Annotated in this window: 19 protein-coding genes; 3 read left to right on the top strand and 16 right to left on the bottom strand. The window is 61.1% G+C overall.

The window, feature by feature from the left end:
* Positions 1-546 precede the first annotated feature (546 nt).
* Positions 547-963: a DUF3572 family protein gene (locus LG661_RS25515; protein ID WP_407666770.1), complete on the top strand. Its 417-nt coding sequence runs from the start codon at positions 547-549 to the stop codon at positions 961-963.
* 45 nt (positions 964-1008) lie between these two features.
* On the opposite strand, the gene LG661_RS21015 is transcribed toward LG661_RS25515, so the two are convergent.
* Positions 1009-1239, bottom strand: a complete 231-nt coding sequence (locus tag LG661_RS21015) for a DUF6894 family protein (RefSeq protein ID WP_230533963.1) — start codon at positions 1237-1239, stop codon at positions 1009-1011.
* Between the two features lie 915 nt (positions 1240-2154).
* Between LG661_RS21015 and LG661_RS25510 the strand changes: the two genes are divergently transcribed.
* A complete protein-coding gene (locus LG661_RS25510; RefSeq protein WP_407666769.1) occupies positions 2155-2817 on the top strand; it encodes a PilZ domain-containing protein in 663 nt (220 codons plus the stop codon).
* 342 nt (positions 2818-3159) lie between these two features.
* Here LG661_RS25510 and LG661_RS21005 read toward each other — a convergent pair whose 3' ends face one another.
* The 13 genes from LG661_RS21005 to ehuR form a co-directional block, all read right to left on the bottom strand.
* Positions 3160-4521, bottom strand: a complete 1362-nt coding sequence (locus LG661_RS21005; RefSeq protein ID WP_230533962.1) for an ArgE/DapE family deacylase — start codon at positions 4519-4521, stop codon at positions 3160-3162.
* Positions 4522-4607: 86 nt separating this feature from the next.
* A complete protein-coding gene (ald, locus tag LG661_RS21000; protein WP_230533961.1) occupies positions 4608-5732 on the bottom strand; it encodes an alanine dehydrogenase in 1125 nt (374 codons plus the stop codon).
* A gap of 116 nt (positions 5733-5848) precedes the next feature.
* Positions 5849-7240 carry an aspartate aminotransferase family protein gene (locus LG661_RS20995; protein ID WP_230533959.1) on the bottom strand — a complete coding sequence of 464 codons (1392 nt, stop codon included), beginning with the start codon at positions 7238-7240 and terminating at the stop codon, positions 5849-5851.
* A 13-nt stretch (positions 7241-7253) separates the two neighbouring features.
* Positions 7254-8765: an NAD-dependent succinate-semialdehyde dehydrogenase gene (locus LG661_RS20990; protein ID WP_407666768.1), complete on the bottom strand. Its 1512-nt coding sequence runs from the start codon at positions 8763-8765 to the stop codon at positions 7254-7256.
* Between the two features lie 99 nt (positions 8766-8864).
* A complete protein-coding gene (gene ehuA / locus LG661_RS20985) occupies positions 8865-9668 on the bottom strand; it encodes an ectoine/hydroxyectoine ABC transporter ATP-binding protein EhuA (RefSeq protein ID WP_230533956.1) in 804 nt (267 codons plus the stop codon).
* A complete protein-coding gene (gene ehuD, locus LG661_RS20980) occupies positions 9665-10357 on the bottom strand; it encodes an ectoine/hydroxyectoine ABC transporter permease subunit EhuD (protein WP_230533955.1) in 693 nt (230 codons plus the stop codon). The genes ehuA and ehuD overlap by 4 nt, the downstream gene beginning before the upstream one ends.
* The gene (gene ehuC / locus LG661_RS20975) at positions 10354-11019 is read right to left on the bottom strand and encodes an ectoine/hydroxyectoine ABC transporter permease subunit EhuC (RefSeq protein WP_230533954.1); all 666 of its coding nucleotides are present in this window, start codon (positions 11017-11019) and stop codon (positions 10354-10356) included. The genes ehuD and ehuC overlap by 4 nt, the downstream gene beginning before the upstream one ends.
* A 78-nt stretch (positions 11020-11097) precedes the next feature.
* Entirely contained in the window at positions 11098-11949 is an 852-nt protein-coding gene (gene ehuB / locus LG661_RS20970; RefSeq protein ID WP_230533953.1) for an ectoine/hydroxyectoine ABC transporter substrate-binding protein EhuB, read from the bottom strand.
* A 79-nt stretch (positions 11950-12028) separates the two neighbouring features.
* On the bottom strand, positions 12029-13048 hold the full coding sequence (gene doeB, locus LG661_RS20965) for a N(2)-acetyl-L-2,4-diaminobutanoate deacetylase DoeB (protein ID WP_230533952.1): 1020 nt from the start codon (positions 13046-13048) through the stop codon (positions 12029-12031).
* On the bottom strand, positions 13045-14226 hold the full coding sequence (doeA, locus tag LG661_RS20960; RefSeq protein WP_230533951.1) for an ectoine hydrolase DoeA: 1182 nt from the start codon (positions 14224-14226) through the stop codon (positions 13045-13047). Before doeA ends, doeB begins: the two co-directional genes overlap by 4 nt.
* The gene (gene eutC / locus LG661_RS20955; RefSeq protein ID WP_230533950.1) at positions 14223-15236 is read right to left on the bottom strand and encodes an ectoine utilization protein EutC; all 1014 of its coding nucleotides are present in this window, start codon (positions 15234-15236) and stop codon (positions 14223-14225) included. Before eutC ends, doeA begins: the two co-directional genes overlap by 4 nt.
* A complete protein-coding gene (eutB, locus tag LG661_RS20950; protein WP_230533949.1) occupies positions 15233-16234 on the bottom strand; it encodes a hydroxyectoine utilization dehydratase EutB in 1002 nt (333 codons plus the stop codon). The genes eutC and eutB overlap by 4 nt, the downstream gene beginning before the upstream one ends.
* 207 nt (positions 16235-16441) lie before the next feature.
* Positions 16442-17902: a MocR-like ectoine utilization transcription factor EhuR gene (gene ehuR, locus LG661_RS20945; RefSeq protein WP_230533948.1), complete on the bottom strand. Its 1461-nt coding sequence runs from the start codon at positions 17900-17902 to the stop codon at positions 16442-16444.
* Positions 17903-17965: 63 nt separating this feature from the next.
* Here ehuR and LG661_RS20940 point away from each other — a divergent pair, with 63 nt between their 5' ends.
* Entirely contained in the window at positions 17966-18436 is a 471-nt protein-coding gene (locus tag LG661_RS20940; protein WP_230533946.1) for an Lrp/AsnC family transcriptional regulator, read from the top strand.
* 402 nt (positions 18437-18838) lie between these two features.
* Here the strand turns inward: LG661_RS20940 and LG661_RS20935 are convergent, their stop codons facing one another.
* Together LG661_RS20935 and LG661_RS20930 are read right to left on the bottom strand one after the other, a co-directional pair.
* Entirely contained in the window at positions 18839-20353 is a 1515-nt protein-coding gene (locus LG661_RS20935) for a sensor domain-containing diguanylate cyclase (protein ID WP_230533944.1), read from the bottom strand.
* A 457-nt stretch (positions 20354-20810) separates the two neighbouring features.
* A partial coding sequence (locus LG661_RS20930) for a transposase (RefSeq protein WP_230533964.1) occupies positions 20811-20963 on the bottom strand: 153 nt, incomplete at its 5' end.

Below are 20963 nucleotides of genomic sequence, written 5' to 3'. Positions count from 1 at the left end.
TCAAACCGGGTCCGGTAAGTTCTCTGGGTCGGCTTTTTGTTCTTCGCACTCACTCGCGTTCTCCTGAAGCTCCCAGGTAGCGCAGGCCGCGTAAAGCAGGTTCGCCCGCTGGCTTTGGATGGGCGCTTTCGACCAAAGCCTCGCTAGCTTCGTTGCTGAAGACGGGGCACTGGACCGCCTCATGATCCACAGCACCCATTTCAAGGGTTGCCGTTCTACCGGCAGCCATTTTGCCAAGCTCATGGATTGCGACGTGTCGCGACACCCTGTAACCGATTCCCACACGCGTTCTTCTCCGCGACCAACATAGCGGTAGTGATCATTTCTCGCTGTGGCCAATCCGTCCTGAGCCTAGGTGAGCTCGTGTGACCGCGTGGCTAGGGGAGGCAAGAGACGGCACGGATCGCTACCGTTTGTATCATCTCAGCCACACTGCTGGGCTGACGCATCTCAGCAAAGGGGGTAATCCGCGATGGCACCGATCTCATTCGCTCTCCCCGTTTACACTGGTGCCGGAGAAGCACCTCTATCTGCCCATCGCGAGCAATGCCAAAAGAGCCAGAGCCTCACCCGGAATCTGATCCCGGTCTGGATAGTGCCACGGAACTGGTGGCCAGAATTCTGGGATTCATCACCTCTGATCGGGAGAGGTTCTCGCGCTTCCTTCATAGGACCAGTTTTCAACCCTGTGCCATCCAGGATGCCCTCCCGACGCCTCACTTCATGCGAGCCGTTCTCGACGCCGTCCTACAGGACGTGCAGCTCATAAATGATCTTCATACCCATGCGCAGATTGGCCTAGCCGTCGTTGAACAGGCGCGAGCAATAGTTGACCTTCCTGCTACTGCCGAGGTGGTGCAGCGTAGTGAAAAAATACCGGAGGCGTCCGCCGTAAGAGCAAAAGTTGAGCAGCAACTGCGTGCGCTTCTGCGCCTGGCGCGTGAGAATAGGAAAGATAGGTGAGCGACCCGCAGCCCGGCGAGTGCCCGCGCGTTATGCCTTTGGACGCTACTGCACGGACGGAGCTTCTAACGGAATACTTTGCACCATTCGTCCAGCAGCATCAACAATCTCCAGCCTCCAGCCACGCCAGAGCTCCGAATTGGTAGAATCCTCAGCCCGAAGCTCCTCGACTACCTCCAGTGCGTAGATCATTGCCATCTGGATATCGGAGACGTCCACCCCCTCCTCGTCGCGGATCGCCACCTCACCGTTGGTGAGATTGAAGTAATAGCGCACTGGCAAGATCAGCCTCGGCACAACAAGCGGTGGAAAGGCTGAATCTGCGGAACAGCGTGTGAACTTACACCGCAAAGGTCAAGCGGGCGTGCAAGTAAATGCATCACGTCTGGAATGTGAGCACCACCACGCATCACGGCTCCGGAGCCTCCCCGGGTGCGTCTGGCAGGAGATTTCTAATGTCGATCCAGCCCGTGCATGTCTTGATCTCAGGTACAAGATAGGCACGGCTTCCCTCGACTTTATCGATTCGGCACAGATAAGCACGACGGTCGCCCGGAGGGCGGTACAGGACCGTCCCGCCAACCGTCACGGCACCTTCTACTGAAACAGAGTGCGAGCTTTCCCCGGTGAGCACAGAACTGTCCTCTTCTAGGTGACTCGCGGACACAAGCCCCTTGGTGCCGACTCGATGCCGGTCGAGAGCGGCAATGACTAGGCGCGCCCGGTTTCGATATCGCTCCTTCAAAGCCCTCAGCGGCCCCTCATTCCGCTCAGGGTACCAGGATAGCCCGCCCGCCTTGGCCAACTCGGCCGCGACAACCTCCACCTCGTCTTTGGTCACTCTGACTTCCCTCCGAGTTCGCCTATGACCTGCCCGCAGTGACCACCGCCTGCGATTGCATCTAGGCACGCACGCCTTTTCAGCCCCAGAGTCCTACCTGTCCGGTTCGTGACGGAAGAGAACACCATAGGTTGTAATACTTTAGTATTAGGTTTGTTGGGCGAATCTTCCCAGTGCTTTGGATTGACTGCGAGTGTGCACCTCTGGTGCCTACCCAATAGGCTTGTTCCAATGGGTCATTTTCTGGAACTTAAGGGGTATCCTAGCCGTCTCTGCCTTAGGGAGTGTTCTGAGCTCTAGTGTCTTGTGTGCCTCCCGACCTTCAGCCGCGCTTTAGGACGAGCCTCCTCATGTACACGCATAAGCAAGTATGGGCCGCCTTCGAAACCATCGCGAAGCGGTGCGGTATGTCACTATCTGCACTCAGCAAGGAAGCGGGTCTCGATCCAACCTCATTCAACCCATCAAAGCGGTATGGTCCCAACGGCCGACAACGATGGCCATCCACAGAAACCCTCGTAAGGGTTCTCCATGTCGCCAATCTGGACATGAGAGCATTTGCTGAGATCCTCGAGATAGATGCAAGATACCTTGTGGAAGAGCCCCTACCATCGCGTCGCCGCGGCAAGCGGTTTGCGACCATTCTAAAGGGACGCATTAGGCTCGGGACTGAGGCTGCGCAGATCCCATGTCGCATCAGTTGCATCTCAGTTTCGGGGGCACGGATTGGGCTTACGGAGGATATCGAGCTTCCAGGCGAATTCGAGCTGGAGATCCCCAGACTCGAACACTCCTTGAAGGTTCGTTTGATCTGGTCCAGAGCGAACAGCCACGGGGTGACGTTCCTTGAGGACCCTCGCCAAGACTTGAGCGGAAACTGGACGAGCTTTCTTGATGCGCTCCGAACTCCGGATGACGGGACCTATTCAAATGTAGCCTCGGACAGGCGTCCTCCATCATCCCCGATTGCATGCGGGCAGCCGCCGAACGTCATGTCGCGTAAACCCTGCTGAGCTACTACGCCTTCTAAGCCCCAGCTATTCAAAGCTGCGCAAAAGGCCGATCGCGCTTGCCAGGTTCCTGGCTTGTGTCCCGTCCGAGGCGGGCTCGGCAAGGTTTGAGCAAGGCAGGCGCTCGCACCAAGGAGGTGCTCCGGACCACCATCGGAGACCTGCTTGACGCGTTCTCACCCGAGGAGTGCCGGAACTATCTTAACAACTGCAGATACGAGTTCACCTAAATCGAATCCGCTCTAGCGGGGCATCCTTCCCGATACTCGGCACTAAAAATCTCGCTACAAGAACACTCAAGGACTTTGGCTGCGCAAGAATTGACCGTGATGAGTGGCTCGACGACTATACTCGGCTAGCGGGAGGTTTCTTGATTGCAGGACGGACACCGCACCAGCCTGCCGCAAACAGTGCTATCGCCTTCGTCACACGCCGCAGGGAAGGAAGCGATACACGCTCGTTAATGGCGTGAATGTTCTCTGCGACGGGCCCATAAACCAGCGCGGGGATGCCTGCGTGTACGGAATAGACGGCGGCATCTAGGTAGCACGCCATGACATAAGCCTGTAGCGGCGGGCTGTCGGGCGAATTGGCCGATGCATGGGCTTCGGCGAGAAGCGCTTCGGCATCGGATCCGGGCGGAAGGATATAGCCTGCGTGCGTCACGCCAACCCACTCCACGATAGGCTCCGGGCACCGCTGCACCAGGGGATCTTCCGCAGCCGCCTTGGCGACGAAGGCCTCGAATTCCTTCACGCGCTCCTGAGGATCGTCCCCGGGATAGAAGCCGATGCGGCCCTCGAAGCGGCAGCACGATGGGACGGATGCGATCCACTCGCCACCACTGATGGTCCCGATCGTCAGAGCTGCGGGATTTTCCACCTCGTCGAAGAAAGGCTGCGCCGTTCGCTCCTCGTTCCAGCGATCCTCAAGCCTACGCAGATGGCTGAGGAGTTGCATGGCCGCTTGGACCGCGCTCACGCCTCCACTGACCTCGCGAGGATGGGCGGGGGTTCCATGTACAGCTATTGCAAACTTGATCACGCCGGAATTCGCCCGGACCAGCTTCTCATCCGTCGGTTCGGGGATCAGCACCGCATCGGCGACATAGCCGCCCGCGAGCGCCATCGCCGCGCCGTTCCCGGTGATCTCCTCCTCGACGACCGAGTGGATCTGGACGGGAGCTGTCAGCTCGAGACCGGCAGCCCTGATGGCATCGAGAGCAAAGATCGCCGCGGACAGGCCCGCCTTCATGTCTCCTGAGCCGCGCCCGTAGAGCCACTCGCCACGCCGTGTGGGCTCAAAGGGAGGATACTGCCAGCGCTCCTGGGCGCCTGTGGGCACAATATCGACGTGAGCGTTCAGGATGAGAGAGCGGCCATGAGCGGATGTCGGCTTGTGGAGGCCGATGACGTTCCACGAGTTATCATAACCGATCGTCGCGGGGGAAAAGGCTGGATGCCGTCCGATCAATGCCTGATCGATCGGCTGGCGTTCGACCGTGTATCCTCTCTCCTGGAGCGCCGCTGCGACGAGTTCTTGCACCCCGGCCTCGTGCCCTCTGAGCGAGACGCAGCGGATCAGGTCCGAAAGAAAATCAACTTGGGAGTCAAATGCTGCATCGACCGCTGCGAGAATGCGATCCCGATCAGCCTTTGAAGGTATTCCTGTGCGTGAAGATGCTTTGCCCGGTGCTGTGATGTTCAATGTGAGAACCTTTGACAAGAACTCTGAGGACGATAGCGGCCAGCCGCACCAATTGGCTCTCTTACTGTGCCGGACTTCAGCGCCTGCTAGTGCCTGTTCACGATCATGTCCTGGGCAGGGGTGAAATCGAGGCCTTGGGCCTCCGCCACGGGCCAGCAGGTGATCTTACCGTCGCATACATTCAAGCCGGCAAGCAGATGAGGATCTTGCGACAGCGCCGTGCGCCAGCCCTTGTTCGCGAGGGCCAGAACGAACGGCAGCGTCGCATTGTTCAGGGCGAAGGTGGAGGTTCTCGCAACTGCGCCGGGCATGTTGGCTACGCAGTAGTGGACAACATCGTCCACCACATAGGTGGGGTCGGAATGGGTTGTGGCGTGAGAGGTCTCGAAGCACCCGCCCTGGTCGATCGCGATATCGACGACGACGGCTCCCTTCTTCATGGTGCCGATCATCTCGCGGCTTACCAGCTTTGGCGCGGCGGCACCTGGAATGAGCACTGCACCAATCAGAAGATCGGCATCCTTGACGAGTTCCGTGATGGCCGCACGGGTGGAATACACCGTGGAGATCGCGCCGCCGAACTGGTTGGACAGGCGCTTCAGAGCATCCGGTGAGCGGTCGACAACCGTCACCCGTGCCCCCATGCCGATGGCGATGGCGGCAGCATGAGTGCCTGACACTCCTCCTCCCAGAATGACCACGGAGGCTGCCGGAACGCCCGGAACGCCGCCGAGCAGGATGCCGCGTCCGCCCTGTGCCTTTTCCAGCGCATGGGCTCCGACCTGCGGTGCTAGTCTGCCGGCGACTTCGGACATGGGGGTGAGGAGGGGCAGGGTACCGGAGGGAGAGGTCACGGTTTCATAGGCGATGCATACCGCCTTGGAAATCATGAGATCGCGGGTCTGTTCCGGATCGGGCGCAAGGTGCAGGTAGGTGAAAAGTATCTGTCCCGGACGCAGGCGTTGGCGCTCCTGGGCCTGCGGCTCCTTGACCTTCACCACCATCTCGGCTTCCGCAAAAATTCGTTCCGGGCTGTCGACGATCTCAGCCCCGGCTGTGGTGTAATCCTCGTTCGTAAGGCCGGCTCCCAAACCCGCGCCGGACTGAACCATGACCCGGTGCCCGTTATGGACCAACTCTTGCACGGATGACGGGGTAAGCCCCACGCGGGCTTCATTGTTCTTGATTTCCGACGGTACACCGATGAGCATGGGGTTTCCTCCTCAATAGATCGGGGCCTGCGCCCTCTCGTCCCGGCCTTCCATGAAGCCGTTGGTGAACAATACGGCAGACTGGCCTTTGTGCCAGCCCGCCGCAAGAGTGAAGATTAGAGCGTAGCGGTCACCGAATCCACGGCACCTTTTGCTGCCGCGATGATGATATCGGCCTCTTCCTTCGTCAGGCACAGCGGCGGCGCAAAGCCGAGAATGTCGCCCTGCGGCATAGCCCGGCCTATGACGCCGCGCTCCAGTAGGGCCGCCGTGATCCGGGGTCCCACCTTCTCGGAGGAATCGAAGAAGACACGGTCGTTCCGGTCGCGAACGAACTCAACGGCGGCCATCAGGCCCTCGCCACGCACCTCGCCCACAAAGCGGTTGGAGCCGACCGCATCATTGAGCGCGCTCTTGAAGTAAGCGCCGACCTCGCGGGCATTGGCGACGACGTCGAGTTCGTCCACCATTTCCAGGTTGGCGACGCCCGCCGCCGCGCAGAGCGGGTGGGACGAGTAGGTCCAGCCATGGCCGATCGGGCCGTAAGTATCGGAGCCCTGTTCCAGGATTCGCCAGACCTTCTCGGACACGATGACGCCGGAGAGCGGCGCATAGGCCGAGGTCAGGCCCTTTGCGATCGTAATGAGGTCCGGCTTGATGCCGTAGTGATCGGAACCGAACATGCTGCCAAGGCGTCCGAAGCCCGTGATCACCTCGTCAGCGATGAGGAGAATGTCGTACTTTGCCAGGACCGCCTGGATCTTCTCCCAGTATCCCTTGGGCGGCGGCACGATGCCTCCCGTGCCGAGCACCGGCTCGCCAATGAATGCCGCAATGGTATCCGGACCTTCCGTCTGGATCATATCCTCGAGCTTGTCGGCGCAGTACTGCGAGAACTGCTCCTCGCTCATGTCGAGGTCCGGCCGGCGGAAGTAGTAAGGCGCTTCCGTGTGCAGGACCGGCGGGCGCGGCAGATCGAACAGGTTATGGAAGGCGGCCAGTCCCGTGAGGCTGCCGCTCATCAGACCGGAGCCGTGATAGCCGCGCCAGCGCGAGATGATCTTCTTCTTCTCGGGACGGCCGAGCACGTTGTTGACGTACCAGACGAGCTTGAGATTGGTCTCGTTCGCGTCCGAGCCGGAGAGCCCGAAGAACACGCGGCTCATGCCTTCCGGGGCACGGTCGATGATCATCTTCGCGAGGCGGATCGACGGTTCCGAGCCGTGGCCGACATAGGCATGATAATAGGGCAGGGCGGCGGCCTGGGCTGCAATGGCGTCGGTGATCTTGGTGCGGCCATAGCCGACATTCACGCAGTAAAGCCCGGCAAAGGCATCGAGGCTGCGCTTGCCCTGTCGATCGACGATGTAGACGCCTTCGCCCCCGGTGATGATGCGGTTCGACGTTTCCCCGCGCGCATGCTGGGCCATGTGGGTGGAAGGATGGAAGAAGTGATCCCGATCCCAGGCGTTGAGTTCGTTGTCGAGATTGTTCGTTTGGTTCAGCATTGCTGGCTCCGGATCAGTGAGCGTCGAGGCACAGGTACTTGAGATCTGTAAAGGCTTCGAGGCCGTGGCGCGATCCCTCGCGGCCGAGGCCCGACTGCTTCATGCCGCCGAACGGGATGGACGCACCGGTGATCTTGACCCGGTTGACGGCCACCATGCCGTATTCGAGGTCCCGACCGAGCCGCAGGGCTCGTGCACCGTTCTCGGTCACCACGTACGCGACGAGGCCGTACTCGGTGGCATTGGCACGGGCCACCACCTCGTCCTCCGTATCGAACGGCGTTACGGCTGCAACCGGCGCGAAGGTCTCCTCGCTCATGATCAGCGCGTTGTCCGGCACGTCGGCGAGCAGTGTTGGCGCCATGAAGAGCGGGCCTTCGGTTTCGGTATCCTCGGTGACGCGGCGTGCGCCAAGGGCAAGGGCGTCCTTGATCTGCGCATCCGCCTTCGACACGGCATTGGCGTGCATCAGCGGGCCTATCTCGATATCTTGGTCGAGGCCTGGGCCGACCTTCAGCGCGGCGATGCGTCTGCCGAAGGCTTCGCAGAAGGCGGGATAGACCGACCTCTGAACATAGATGCGGTTAGCTGCGAGGCAGTCTTGGCCCGAGGTCGCGAACTTTGCCGCCATGGCGATCTCAACGGCCTTATCCAGGTTGGCGTCGTCGAACACGATCAGCGGTGCGTGGCCGCCCAGCTCCATCACGAGGCGCTTCATCGTGGGGGCGCAACGCATGGCGATCTTGCGCCCGATTTCCGTGGAGCCGGTGAAGCTGACAATGCGGACGCGCTTGTCATCGCAGAAGCGGCTGGCAATGGGTTCGGCATCGCCGGTTACGATATTGAAAACGCCCGGGGGCAGATCCGCACGTTCCGCGAGTTCCGCCAGCGCGAGCGCGGAAAGCGGCGTGTACGAGGAGGGGTGAGCCACCACCGTGCAGCCGGCGGCGAGCGCAGCCGCGGCCTTACGCGTCAGCATGGCCGAGGGGAAGTTCCACGGCGTCAGCAGGGCCGCGATGCCCAGAGCCTCCCGACGCACCAGCATTTCCGCACCAGGCAAATGGCTTGTCACGCTTTCCACGTTCAGGCGCTTGGCCTCCTCCGCATACCATTCCACAAAGGAGGCCGCATAGGAGATCTCCCCGAGCGCCTCGGACAGGGGTTTGCCCTGCTCGAGCGTCATGATGAGGGCGAGGTCCTCCCGCGCCTCCAGAATGAGCGTGTACCAGTCACGCAGGCGTGCTGAACGTTCCTGCGGCAGCAGGGCCTTCCATGCGGGCAGGGCGCGGGCGGCGGCATCGATGGCATGGCTCGCGGCATCGGCGCCGAGCCGCGATACGTGGGCGATGTTGAGGCCCGTGGCCGGATCGTTGACCGAGAAGCGTGCATCGGCATCGGCAGCTGTCCAGCGCCCGTCGATATAGGCCATCTCGCGAAGCAGCCGGGGATCCCGCAGGCGGCTCAGCGCTGGGTGTTTATCCGCCTTGACGGGTACGGGAGCGGTAGTCTGTGTCATCGCGTTCATGCGTCTCCCTCCAAAAAATTCCAATAGGAGGGAGACTAGCGTTTCAGGCGGCGAGAGGATTTCTGTTCTTCGGTTGGAGGGCAGAGAATCTCTCGGTTTTTACAGGGCGCACCGGAGAGATTCTCGCACCGGCTCCTGGTCGCCCAGGATCGAGCTCAGGAACTCCCGGGTGCGAGGCTGCTGCGGGTTGCTGAAGAACCGCTCAGGATCGCCTTGCTCCACGATGCGCCCCTTGTCGAAGAAGCAGACCCGGTCCGACACCTCGCGGGCAAACCGCATCTCGTGCGTGACAAGGAGCATGGTCAGGTCGTGTTCATGCGCGAGATCGCGGATGACGCCGAGAACCTCCCCGACCAGCTGCGGATCGAGCGCGGACGTCGGCTCATCGAACAGAAGAACGCGTGGGCGCATGGCGAGCGCTCGGGCGATGGCGACGCGCTGCTGCTGGCCGCCGGAAAGCTGGCTCGGGAATTGGTCCTTCTTGTCGGAGAGACCTACCATACGCAGCAACTCGATGGCGCGGCTCTCCGCCTCGTCCCGCTTCATCTTCAGAACCGCAACGGGCGCTTCTACGACATTGCGCAGCACGGTCATGTGCGGGAACAGGTTGAAGCTCTGAAACACCATGCCGACACTGCAGCGGATCTTATGAAGGTGTTTCTCGCTGGCCTTGAACGGACCACGCCCATTGGGTTCGTGATAGCTGGTCCCGTCCAGTTCCAGATGGCCATCCTGAAAGGGCTCCAGCGTCATTAGAATACGCAGCACCGTGGATTTGCCGGAACCGGAGGGGCCGATCAGCGTAACCTTCTCGCCACGTTGGACCTCGAAGTTGAAGTTGTCTAACACGGTTAGTGCACCGAAGCGCTTGGTGACGTTCTCAAAGCGGATAATCGGGTTCATCGCAGGGGTATCCCACTTTTGGGCAGGGCCCTCTCGATCGCGAAGATGAGAGCCGAGCAGATGAGGGTCATGGGAAGGAAGATCAGGCCGACCATGGAGAGCGGCACGAGATAGTCGAAGGTCCGCTCGCCGATCATATTGGCGAGGCCGAGCATGTCGAGCACGGTCACGACGGAAAGAACCGGCGTCTCCTTCAGCATCGAGACGAGGTAGTTCCCCAGGGCCGGAACGATGCGGGGGATCATCTGCGGCACCACGATGTCGCGGTAGGTCTGCAGCCTGGACAGATTGAGGGCGGTTGCCGCCTCCCACTGGCCGCGCGGCACCGCGTTGATGCCGCCGCGATAAACCTCGGACGTATACGCCGAGTACTGCAGCCCGAGGGCGAGGGCTCCGGTCATGAAGGCGGGAAGGATGATCCCGAATTCAGGCAGCACATAATAGAGGAAGAAGAGCTGAACCAGCAGAGGCGTATCGCGGACGAACTCGGTGAAGCAGGCGACCGTCCAGGAGATCGCCTTGATCCTGCTCCGGCGCAGGAGCGCCAGCACGAGGCCGAAGACGAGTGCGATGGCGTATCCTACGGCGGCGGCCTTGAGCGTAACCATCAGACCGATGCCGAGGATCGGCAGAATGGACAGAGCGAAGGTCAGCGGCGTCGATGTATCCCAGGCGTATCCGTACATCATGAGTGAGCGCTCCTTGGAAAAGCCGGCCCGCGTCTCAACTTCATCTCGATGAAGCGCATGGCGAACATCAGGCAAAGGGCGATGAGGAAGTAGCCGATCAGCGTCAGGGTATAGACCGTGGCGCTATCCAAGGTGATGTTGCGCAGGGATTGCGCCTGGAAGGTCAGGTCGGCAATCGAGATCAGCGAAACCAGAGCCGTGTCCTTGAGGTTCTGAATGGCCAGATTACCGAAGGCCGGCATCATTTCGATTACAGCCTGAGGCATGGAGATGTGCCAGAGCGTATACGTCTTGCTGAAGTTGAGCGCCCGCGCGGCTTCGAGCTGCGAAGGGGGCACCGAAAGCAGGGCGCCGCGCACCACCTCGGCCCCGAACGCGCCGGTGAGAAGCGACAGCACCATGATCCCGGTCGTTACCGGGTCGAACGAGATGCCGATCAGCGGCAACGCGTAATAAAACCAGAACAGCTGGACCAGAAGCGGCGTGCCGCGAAACAGCACGATATAGGCGAAGGCGATGCCCGACAGGAATCGGTTGCTCGACGTACGCGCAATTCCGGCCGCGAAAGCCAGGACCGCGCCAATGGCGATCGATGCGAGCGAGATCGTCACCGTCACCTGCGCTCCCTTCAGCAGGGGCATCAAGTATTGCGTCCATGTCATCGTCGGCTCCTCCCTACGGGCGCTCCGTCCGGCCGGGGCAGACGGACCCCGGCCGGATGGTTCGAACGATGCAGCGGGTTACTTTCCGGCGCAGAGATCGGCGACGTTCTTGGCGGCGGCGGCCTTGATGCTCTCGGGGCTCAGACCGTAGGACGTGAGGATCTTCTTGTAGTCATCGGTCTTGCGGAACTCGACGAGCTCCTTGTTGAAGGCATCGCGAAGTTCCTTGTCCTCCGGACGGAACGCGAAGCCGCCGTAGTTGCGCACCGGCTTTCCGTCGATGATGGGATCCGTGAAGGGCTCCACCTGCTCGACGCCTTCGTTGCCTTCCGCGAGCTTGGACACGGTAAGCTCCGTTGCCGCATAGGCGTCCGCGCGGGACTGCACCGTCGAGAGGGCGTCGGCATTGGCCTGGATGATGACGATCTGATCGTCCTTAACCCCAACGGCGCGCAGGAAATCTATGTTGTTGGCGCCCGAGACGACCGCCACCTTGAGGGACGGATCCTTGGCGATGTCCGCATAGGTGGTTAGGTTCTTCGGGTTGCCCTTCTTCACGAGCAGTCCTTCGCCGTAGCTCGAGTTCGGCTCGGTGAACGCCACCTGCTTGCAGCGCTCGGGCGAGATGTTCTGCTCCGCTGCCGCGAATGCGAAGCGGCGGGCCTTCAAGCCCGGAATAAGCGTGCCGAACGGTGTCACCGTCCAGTTCACCTCATCGATGCCCATGCGCTTCAATACGGCAATCGCAACATCGGGGCCGATGCCGGCAGCGGTGCCGTCTTCCTTCATGTAGCCGTAGGGTACTTCATTGGCCGTTGCGCCCTGGATATAGCCTGCCTCCTTCACATCCTCGAGAGTAAGTGCCTGCGCACCTCCGAGGCCGACAGCGAGAGCGAGAGCGGCGACGCCATAACGGATCATTGTCTTCATCTGGTCTTCTCCTCTGGTGTTGTAAGAACCGCGTGCCGGTTGATCCGGCTTGCAGCGTTGGCGCTGGCGGCGTTTGGGTTCAGATCTTCTCCTCCACAGTTGCGACAACCGCGAGGCAATCCCCCGTCTTGATCAGACCGGGGAAATGTCGGGCGGCGAGAACGCCGTCGAGAGCAGCCCGGTATTCAGCCGGGGTCTGTCCCGTGCGCGCGATGGGATGGATACGTGCGATCACGTCGCCCGCCCGCACTGGATCGCCGAGATCGACGCAGGCCTCGACGAGGCCTTCATCCTCCGCGAAACGGAAGCAATCACTGGACGGCATGTCGAGCCAGCGGGTCGGCCCAATCTCCGGCGCGCCGGAGACGATGCCTGCATGTTTGAGCACATTCATTATGCCGTGCTTGGCGATAGCCACCGTCTTCGCCGAGGACGTACCGCCGCCCGACAGCTCCGTCGTCACGAACACCTTGCCCATCTCCTCGGCGGCGGTGTCATACATGCCGACCGCATCGATCTCGATCATCCGCATCGAGTACGGGGCCCCAAAAGCCGCAACGGCCTCGAAGCAGCGTTTCTCCTGTTCCTTGTTCGGCAGCTCATGGGCGGCCGCATAGGGCAAGAAGTCGAGAGTGCGTCCGCCGGAGTGGAAATCGAGAACGATGTCGGCGAGCGGCAGTAGCGTGCGCTGAAAGTAGTCTGCGATTTTCTCTGTGATCGTGCCGTCCGGGCGTCCGGGGAAACTCCGGTTGAGGTTGCCACGGTCAATCGGCGAAGTGCGGGTTCCCGCGCGAAACGCCGGGTAGTTCATGGCGGGCACGATGATGACCCGCCCCTGAACCGCTTCGCTATCGAGCGTGCGAGCCAGATCGAAGAGGGCCACCGGCCCCTCATACTCGTCGCCGTGGTTGCCGCCGGTGAGAAGCGCCGTGGGGCCACTGCCGTGCTTGATGACGGTGATTGGGATCATGACCGAGCCCCAGGCCGAGTCGTCCCGGCTGTAGGGCAGGCGCAGGAAACCATGCTGCACCCCGTCTGCGTCGAAATCGACGCTGGCGCTGATTGGGGACGGGCGCTGGACCGGCATCATGATGCTCATGGCTTCACGAAGAGCTGGCGTGGCACGTTGGAGAGGCACTCAACGCCGGTGTCGGTGATCAGAATGCTCTCGGTGATCTCCAGGCCCATGTTCTCGAGCCATAGCCCCGTCATGAAATGGAAGGTCATGCCGGGCTGGAGCTCAGTCCTGTCGCCGGGGCGCAGGCTCATGGTGCGCTCGCCCCAATCGGGCGGATAGCTCAGGCCGATGGGGTAGCCGGTGCGGTTGTCCTTGACGATGCCGTAGCGCTTGAGCACGGTGAAGAACGCGTTGGCGATATCCTCGCAGACATTGCCGGGCTTGGCTGCAGCAAGACCTTCCTCCATGCCTTCCAGCACCGCTTTCTCGGCATCGAGAAATTCTTGCGTCGGGTTGCCGAGGAACACGGTTCGCGACAATGGGCAATGATAGCGCTTGTAGCAGCCTGCGATCTCGAAGAAGGTGCCTTCGCCCCTTTGCATGGGCCGGTCGTCCCAGGTGAGGTGTGGCGCAGAAGCTTCTTCCCCCGACGGAAGCAGCGGTACGATTGCCGGATAGTCGCCGCCATAGCCGTCAACGCCGCGCAGTCCCGCATCGTAGATCTCCGCCACGAGATCGCATTTGCGCAGGCCGGGCTCGACCGTCTGGAGGATGCGCTGGTGCATGGCCTCGACGATGCGGCCAGCCTTCTTCATGTATTCGACCTCTGTTGCGCTCTTGACCGCTCGCTGCCAGTTCACGAGAGACAGTGAATCCTTGAACGTGGCGTTAGGCAGATGCTTCGTCAGCGACAGGAAGGCGGCGGCGGAGAAGTAGTAGTTGTCCATCTCGACTGCGATGACGCCCTTGTCCCAACCGTGCTCCGCGATAATGCCGGACAGGAAATCCATCGGGTGACGTTCCGTGGACTGGACGTAGTGATCCGGGTAGCTGAGGATGTTGTCGTGGGCGAGGTAGGCAGTACGCTTCGCGCCGTTGGCGTCCTGGCCGCGGCCGAACCAGATTGGCTCGCCGTCCGGCGGCACCAGCACGCATTGGTGCACGTAAAACGACCAGCCATCATAACCTGTAAGCCAGTGCATGTTGGACGGGTCAGTGACGATCAGAAGATCGATTCTGGCCTTTTCCATCGCCCTGCGAGTCTTGGCGAGGCGCTCGGCGTATTCCGCTCTGCTGAAGTTGAGGTTGGGCGCACTCACAGGGGACCTCCGGTTGATTTCTTGGTGTCGATGGACTTGCCCGCTGCGGCTTCACGGGCGCGTGCATGGGCGAGAGTGGCGATGGCAGTATCCTGCACCCCGGTTCCGGTAAGATCGCACAGGGTGATGGCGTCCCGGCTTTCGCGTCCGGGGGCCTGTCCGGCGATAACCTGTCCCAGCTCCGGAAAGGACCGGCTCTGCGCGATCACGCCGGCACGGATGGCATGATGCAGTTCGCCAAGGCGGCGTGTCTGCGCCAGGCTGTCGGCAAAGTAGGAGGCCCGGGTCAGGAGTGCGGGCTCAATTTCGTTCTTGTGCTCTGAATCCGAGCCCATTGCGGTGACATGCTGGCCAGGCTGTAGCCATTCCGCCTTCAGGATTGGCTGTTCGGCAGGAGTTGTTGTGACGATGATGTCGGCCCCGTCGCAGGCGGCTTCCGGGCTTCGCACGGCCTCGACCGAAATCCCGAGCGATGCGGTGATATCCTGCGCCGCTGCATGGGCGTTCTTGGGGTCCCGCGCCCAGATCCGGGCCTGCTTGATCGGTCGCACAAGCGTGAGCGCCTCAAGCTGCAAACGGGCCTGAATGCCGGCGCCGAGGATCGCGGCGCTTTGCGCATCCAGGCGCGAAAGGTGCTTGGCTGCAACCGCACCTGCAGCCGCCGTGCGCACATCGGTGAGATAGCCGTTGTCCAGAAGGAGGGCCTCGACGAGGCCGGTCTTTGTGCTGAAGAGGATCATGAGGCCATTGAGGCTCGGAAGGCCGAGCTTCGGATTCTCGAAGAAACCCGGGCTGACCTTGATGGCGAAACCGTCAAGGCCGGGCACATAGGCGGTCTTCACGTCGACTTCGCCGCGGTTCTCTACGATATCGAGCCGCAGGATCGGCGGCATCACGACCGGCTTGGTTGCCAGGGCTGCGAAAGCATTCTCGATGCAAGCCACCGCGCTGGCGTCGAGCCGCACGATATTGCGGAGATCTGGTTCCGTGAGAACGAGCATCTGGGTCACCGGCCAAGCCCTCCTGCGGAGATAGCCGCTTTGGGGGAAGCATCGACGATCCGCTGGTGCAGTGCACCGTCGATGTTGCGGCCTGAAACCACGACGACGGTCGGACCCCTTACATCGATCTTGCCTGCGAGAAGCGCCGCAATGCCGACCGAGCCTGCTCCCTCCACGGTTTCGCCCTCCGCCACGAAGGCATGGCGGATGCCTTCGGCAATCTCATCCTCGGATACCAGCACGATATCGTCGAGCAGATCGCGGCACATGGTGAAGGTGTACTGGTTCGTAAGGCCGATGCCGCCGCCCAAGGAATCGGCAAGCGTTTCCAGCTCCTCGACCAGGACGGGTTTTCCGGCGCGCAGGCTTTTGTGCATGGCCGCGCCACGCTCCATTGAGATGCCGATCACGCGCGCCTGCGGAAGCCTGCCTTTGATCGCCGCGGCGATGCCCGCGGCCAGCCCGCCGCCGGAGAGGGGCACGAGAACCAGTTCGGTATCGGCGAGGGCATCGGCAATCTCCAGGCCCATCGTCCCTTGGCCCGCAATGACGTCTGCATGATCGAATGGGGGAATAGCCGTTAGGCCTTCCTCCCTGACGAGCTTTTCGACCTCGTCCTGCGCATCGTCCTGCGAGCGGCCGACGATCCGCACCTCGGCGCCTAGTGCCCGCACAGCCTCGACCTTGTTGCCAGGCACCAACGCGGACATGCAGACAACGGCCCGCACGCCTTCGGCTTTCGCCGCATGGGCAAGGGCGCGACCGTGATTGCCCGTCGATGCCGTAACGAGACCGCGCTTTCGCGCCTCATTGCTCAAGGAAAGAACGGCATTTGTTGCGCCACGAAGCTTGAAGCTGCCGGTAGGCTGGCGGCTTTCGAGCTTGAGATGGACTGGGGCGCGGCAAAGGGCGGAAAGGCTGAGGGACAAAACCAGGGGAGTGCGCCGGACGCGAGCGGCGATGCGATCCTGGGCGTGCGTAATCCTGTCGAGCCGCACTGCACTCATATGCGGGAACCCGTCGGAGCGAGGGCGCGGGAGAGCGGATATGCGATGGCGGCTCTTACGCTCGCTACATCGGCCAGAGCCGCTCCAGGGCTAGTGCTTCCTGCGGGCATCGAGTGCATCCATCACCTCCTGACAGGACAAAGCGATGGTGTGATGCAACAATTTGCATGTCAATAATTATATTGTCATGAAACAATACTGAAATGTCTACGCAATGGAACTGACGTCGAAGACTGGCGGCAACTGCTCGAAAGTGTCGCTTATCGTCTGAAGCGAGCGGCCCAGGGTCGCATGGGAAAGACGGCCGCCGATGCAGATGCGGATGCCACCCTTGCTGCCACCGCCTGCCATGAAGGGGTCGGAGGGCGTCACGGCGATGTTCTTCTGGGCCAGCGCACGCACGAGCCCTTCCTCCGTCCAACGAGGCGGCACTTTCAGCCAGGCGCACAGAGACAGGGGGTGAGTATGAGCGATGTGCTCCCTAAGAAGGTCCGCCACCAGAGTCTGCCGCGCCCGGACCTCCCGGCGTTGCACCTCAATCAGGCTTCGAGCCGTGCCGTCCTCGACCCACATGGTCGCGATCTCGGCCGGCAGGTTGGTGGCGCTCCAGGTTGTCACGCGCATGATGCTGGCGACCCGGATCGAGTATTGCGGCGGCACCACGAGATATCCGACGCGGAGGCCTGTCAGGACCGATTTGGTGAAGCTCGTGACGAAGAAGCCGAGGTCGGGCAGCATTTCCGTGATCGACGGAAGCGGCGTCTCCAGAAGTGGTTTGTAGACTTCGTCCTCCACCACGTAGACGCCGTAGCGCCGTGCGACCTCCGCAACGGCTCGCCGCCGCTCGGCGCCCATCAGATGGCTGGTGGGATTGCCGAGAGAGGGAACGAGCACCAGGGCGGTCACTCCTCCGGCAGCGCAGGCTTCCTCGAAGGCCTCAACCAAGATGCCTTCTTGGTCGGTCGGGAGCCCGCGCAGGGTGAAGCCGAGGACATTGGCGAGGCCGATAATGCCATGGTCGGTAAGATTTTCGGTCAGGACGATCTCGCCCGGACGAACGATGGCCGCGACCGCGAGAAACAGGCCATGGGCCGCGCCGTTCGTAATCAGGATGCGGTCCTTCGCAGCCTCAACGCCAAGATCCCTCAGCCACGTTTGCGCTGCGGCGCGATGCTGCTCCAGTCCTGCAATGGGCCGGCATGGCCGCATGAAGGCGCTATTGTCGCCTTGGGACAGCCGCCTCATGGCCGTGCGTGATGCGTCCTCATGCGCCTGGGTGTAAATTGCCCGGACGATGGAGAGATCCACGATCTCGCCGGGATCCCGGTCAAGCATGAAGCGGTCGGCTTTCTCTGTGACCCGGCTGCGAACGAAGGTGCCCCGGCCGACCTCGCCCCTCAGGTACCCGCGCCGCTCGGCTTCCTTGTAGCTGAGGCTTACCGTCTGCACAGAGACCCCAAGCTGGCGCGCGAGGTCGCGGTGGGTGGGCATGCGCGCATGAGCCGGCAGAATGTCTGCATCGATATCCGCGATGATCCGCTCAGTCAGAAGCTTGTGCTTCGTGGCTCCCTTGCGCTTGACCAGAATGGGCTTCCAGTCCGCGGTGAGCGCCTCGTCGAGGTGGATCTGGGCGTCCCGGTGGATGGGTGAGCGAGTCAGCTCGTGCATTGGATTGTCTCAGGCGATTGTAATGGGGTAATCATTACATTGTGATGGGACACCGGGATAGCCATGAAACTCGACAAAATTGATCTGAAGATTCTTTCGGCTCTCCAGAGCGACGGTCGGATGACCAAGCTCCGGCTCGCCGAAGCCGTCAATCTGTCTCCGACGGCATGCTGGGAGCGCCTCAGCCGCCTCGAGAAGAGCGGTGTGATTGCCGGCTACTCGGCCCGCATCAATACCGAGAGGTTCGCGCGCCGGACCACGGTCCTGGTGGAGATCATGCTCAAGAGTCACCAGCAGGCCGACTTTCAGCGCTTCGAAGCCGCGGTCCTCAAGGAGCCTGCCATCATCTCCTGCGATGCGACCGGCGGTGGTGTCGACTACATGCTCAAGGTCGTCGCCGACGATATCGACGCTTATCAGAGATTGATTGATCGGCTGCTTAGGCTCGATCTGGGAATCGAGCGGTACTTTACGTACGTGGTCACGAAGAACGTTAAGACTACCGACGCGCTTCAGACCTTTGTCACTGACTGACAAAGCTTTGAACGCTACGCATCAATGTAACAGTCGTCGAAGCTACAATTGAGGCTTGAGAGGAGCACGGGTACTCAGCTCAGCACGGTCCCGATCTCAGCTAATAGCGCTTCGCCGCTGCCTCAGCGAGGCTGAGCACCGACTTTCTTGATGCAATCGGCATGTTCCAGAAGCAGTCTTGATGTTGGCGCGGAGTGGGAACACCGGACCTCCTTGTAGAACGGGATGTGCCTTGGATAGCCGACTGTTAGCTTGCCTTCCGATGCTGCACTGGAAGGCACCCGGTATTAGACAGCATCAAGTATCAGGTAGGTGGCTGGCTGGAATAGGTTTGCCGTGTCGCAAACGAAGACAACCCGTATTCCCCGCGCGCCAACTAGGACTTTCGAGGCCAAGGACAAATCACGCTGCCGAATGCGGCAGTGCCCCAGGGTGATGAGCAACCTCATTCATTTCATATGCTCGCACGCTGTTTCGACCCGCAGCCTTGGCTTGGTAGAGAGCCGTATCCGCAGCTTCCAGGAGGGTTTCTCTCGCGCGATGCCGGGATGGCTGAACTGAGGCAGTGCCGATGCTGACGGTCACAACCTGATAGGGGCTGCCAGCATGAGCAATATCCAGTCCGGTGACGGCCTGACGGATGCTCTCAGCGAGCACCCAAGCCCCCGCAAGATCGGTCTCAGGGAGAATGACAGCAAATTCCTCCCCGCCATATCGGGCTGCTATATCGTGGGGACGCCGGATGGCTGCGTCGAGAGTGCTTGCAATTGCACGGAGGACCTCATCTCCTAGCCCATGACCATACTGATCGTTGAAATTCTTGAAGTAGTCAGCGTCGATGAAGAGTAGTGCCAGCGGGAATCCTGAGCGGGTCGCTTGCCGCCACTCCCGTTCCAAGGTCTCTCGGAAGGCGCGGCGATTGGGTAGCCCGGTCAGATCATCGGTTCTGGCAAGACGCCTTAGCTTTGTTTCGGCCCTGGTGCGGCGGTTCAACTCACTCCGGAAGAGAACGGTCAGGCCTACGACGGCGGCGCATAGCACGGCCGTGATGAAGCTGAGAACGAGGACCTTGCGGTTCCAGGCTGCGAAGACCTCCTCCACGGAAAGGGCGACGGTCAGAACTAGAGGATAGTGGCCAATCCGCCCGAACGAAATCACGCGGTGAATTCCGTCAATCGGCGAGACCGAGTCGAAGGTGCCTGAACCGCCTTGCAAGAGGCGCTGGACATGCACTGACGTACCGAAATCCTGGCCGATTTCTTTCTCGTCATACGGCTTTCGCATCAGCAGGAGGCCGTCCTGCCGAAACAGATTAATAGTGCCCGCCCAACCGAGTTTAAGGTCTTGGAATAGGCCGTCGACTTTGGTCAGGGAGATGGCGCCCATCACTACGCCCGCAAAGCTGCCGTCTGCATGAGATAGCCGCCGGGAAATGGCGATGCTAAGATCGTTGTTCCGAAATCTGCTCCGATAGGGGCGGCTCACATACAGCCCACGACGAGGGTTATGCTGATGGGCCGTGAAGTAGTCACGGTCGCTGAAGTTAGCCGAGCGCGGGACAATTGACGCAGCATCCGCAACGACATCCCCCTTCTCGTTCAGGACCAGAATGGACCCCATGAGGCTCGCGGACGCGGCCCGGTCGAATAGCATCCTGTGCCGCAACTCGGGCGCAAGGTGCTGAAGATCTGCTTCGCCCAAGTCCTGGATCACGCCTCGAATTGAGAGATCGAGAAGGCCGATGTTGCCGCCGAGGTCACGGGCGAGGGCGGTCAGCAGATTTTCGGAGGACTTTTCGGCCTCCTGCCACGTTGCAAGGCGGTCTGCCCATAGGATGTGAATCGAGACCGTCAGGATGCCTAGCGCAATAGCACCTGCGATCAGGTGTAGGTAGGCCTTCGAAAGGAGGCGTTTCATCCGGGAGCGCTGCATAGTTCCGCTGAACCTTATTTATTTAGCTTTAGCTGCCCGAGCTAGACAATAGGATAAGCAGCTGATGGCAGGCTGAGAGGCTTAGGGTACTGTGTAAAAGAACTTTACAGGCACATTCATTCGACACAGGAGCCACAAGGGGGTGTAGCTGAAACGCTGTTTCAAAAGCTTTGAAAGCAACAAGCGCCTCCAAGAACTCCGTATCACGGGTGAAGGCACCCTCGTGCTCGACAGGGGGACTTTGGCAGAGGCGCAGGTTCAGCCGCCGACCGGGGCAACCTCGACGCCTGTCTACTCCAAAACCTGCTGCACACCAGCTTCTTGCCATGTCTAGCCGAGCATCTGGGAGCTACCAGGAACGGGGGCTTGCCCTGATCCTCACCAGACAGAGCACGCCGGGTCATCAGCAAGCGACCTCGGAGCGGCACTACGGCCTGTTACATTAGCGCTTGATCCAATCGATTGCAGCGGCGAGACAGAGGACGCCCATGAAGGATCGGGCGGTCTTCTCATAGCGCGTTGCAACGGCTCGCCACTCTTTGAGCCTTGCCCAGAGCCGCTCGACGACGTTGCGGTTGGTATAGATCCACTCCGG

Source organism: Microvirga roseola (assembly GCF_020866965.1).
Lineage (GTDB): Bacteria > Pseudomonadota > Alphaproteobacteria > Rhizobiales > Beijerinckiaceae > Microvirga > Microvirga roseola.
Note: the sequence above shows the minus strand (reverse complement) of the source record. Positions and strands in the feature narration are given on the sequence as shown.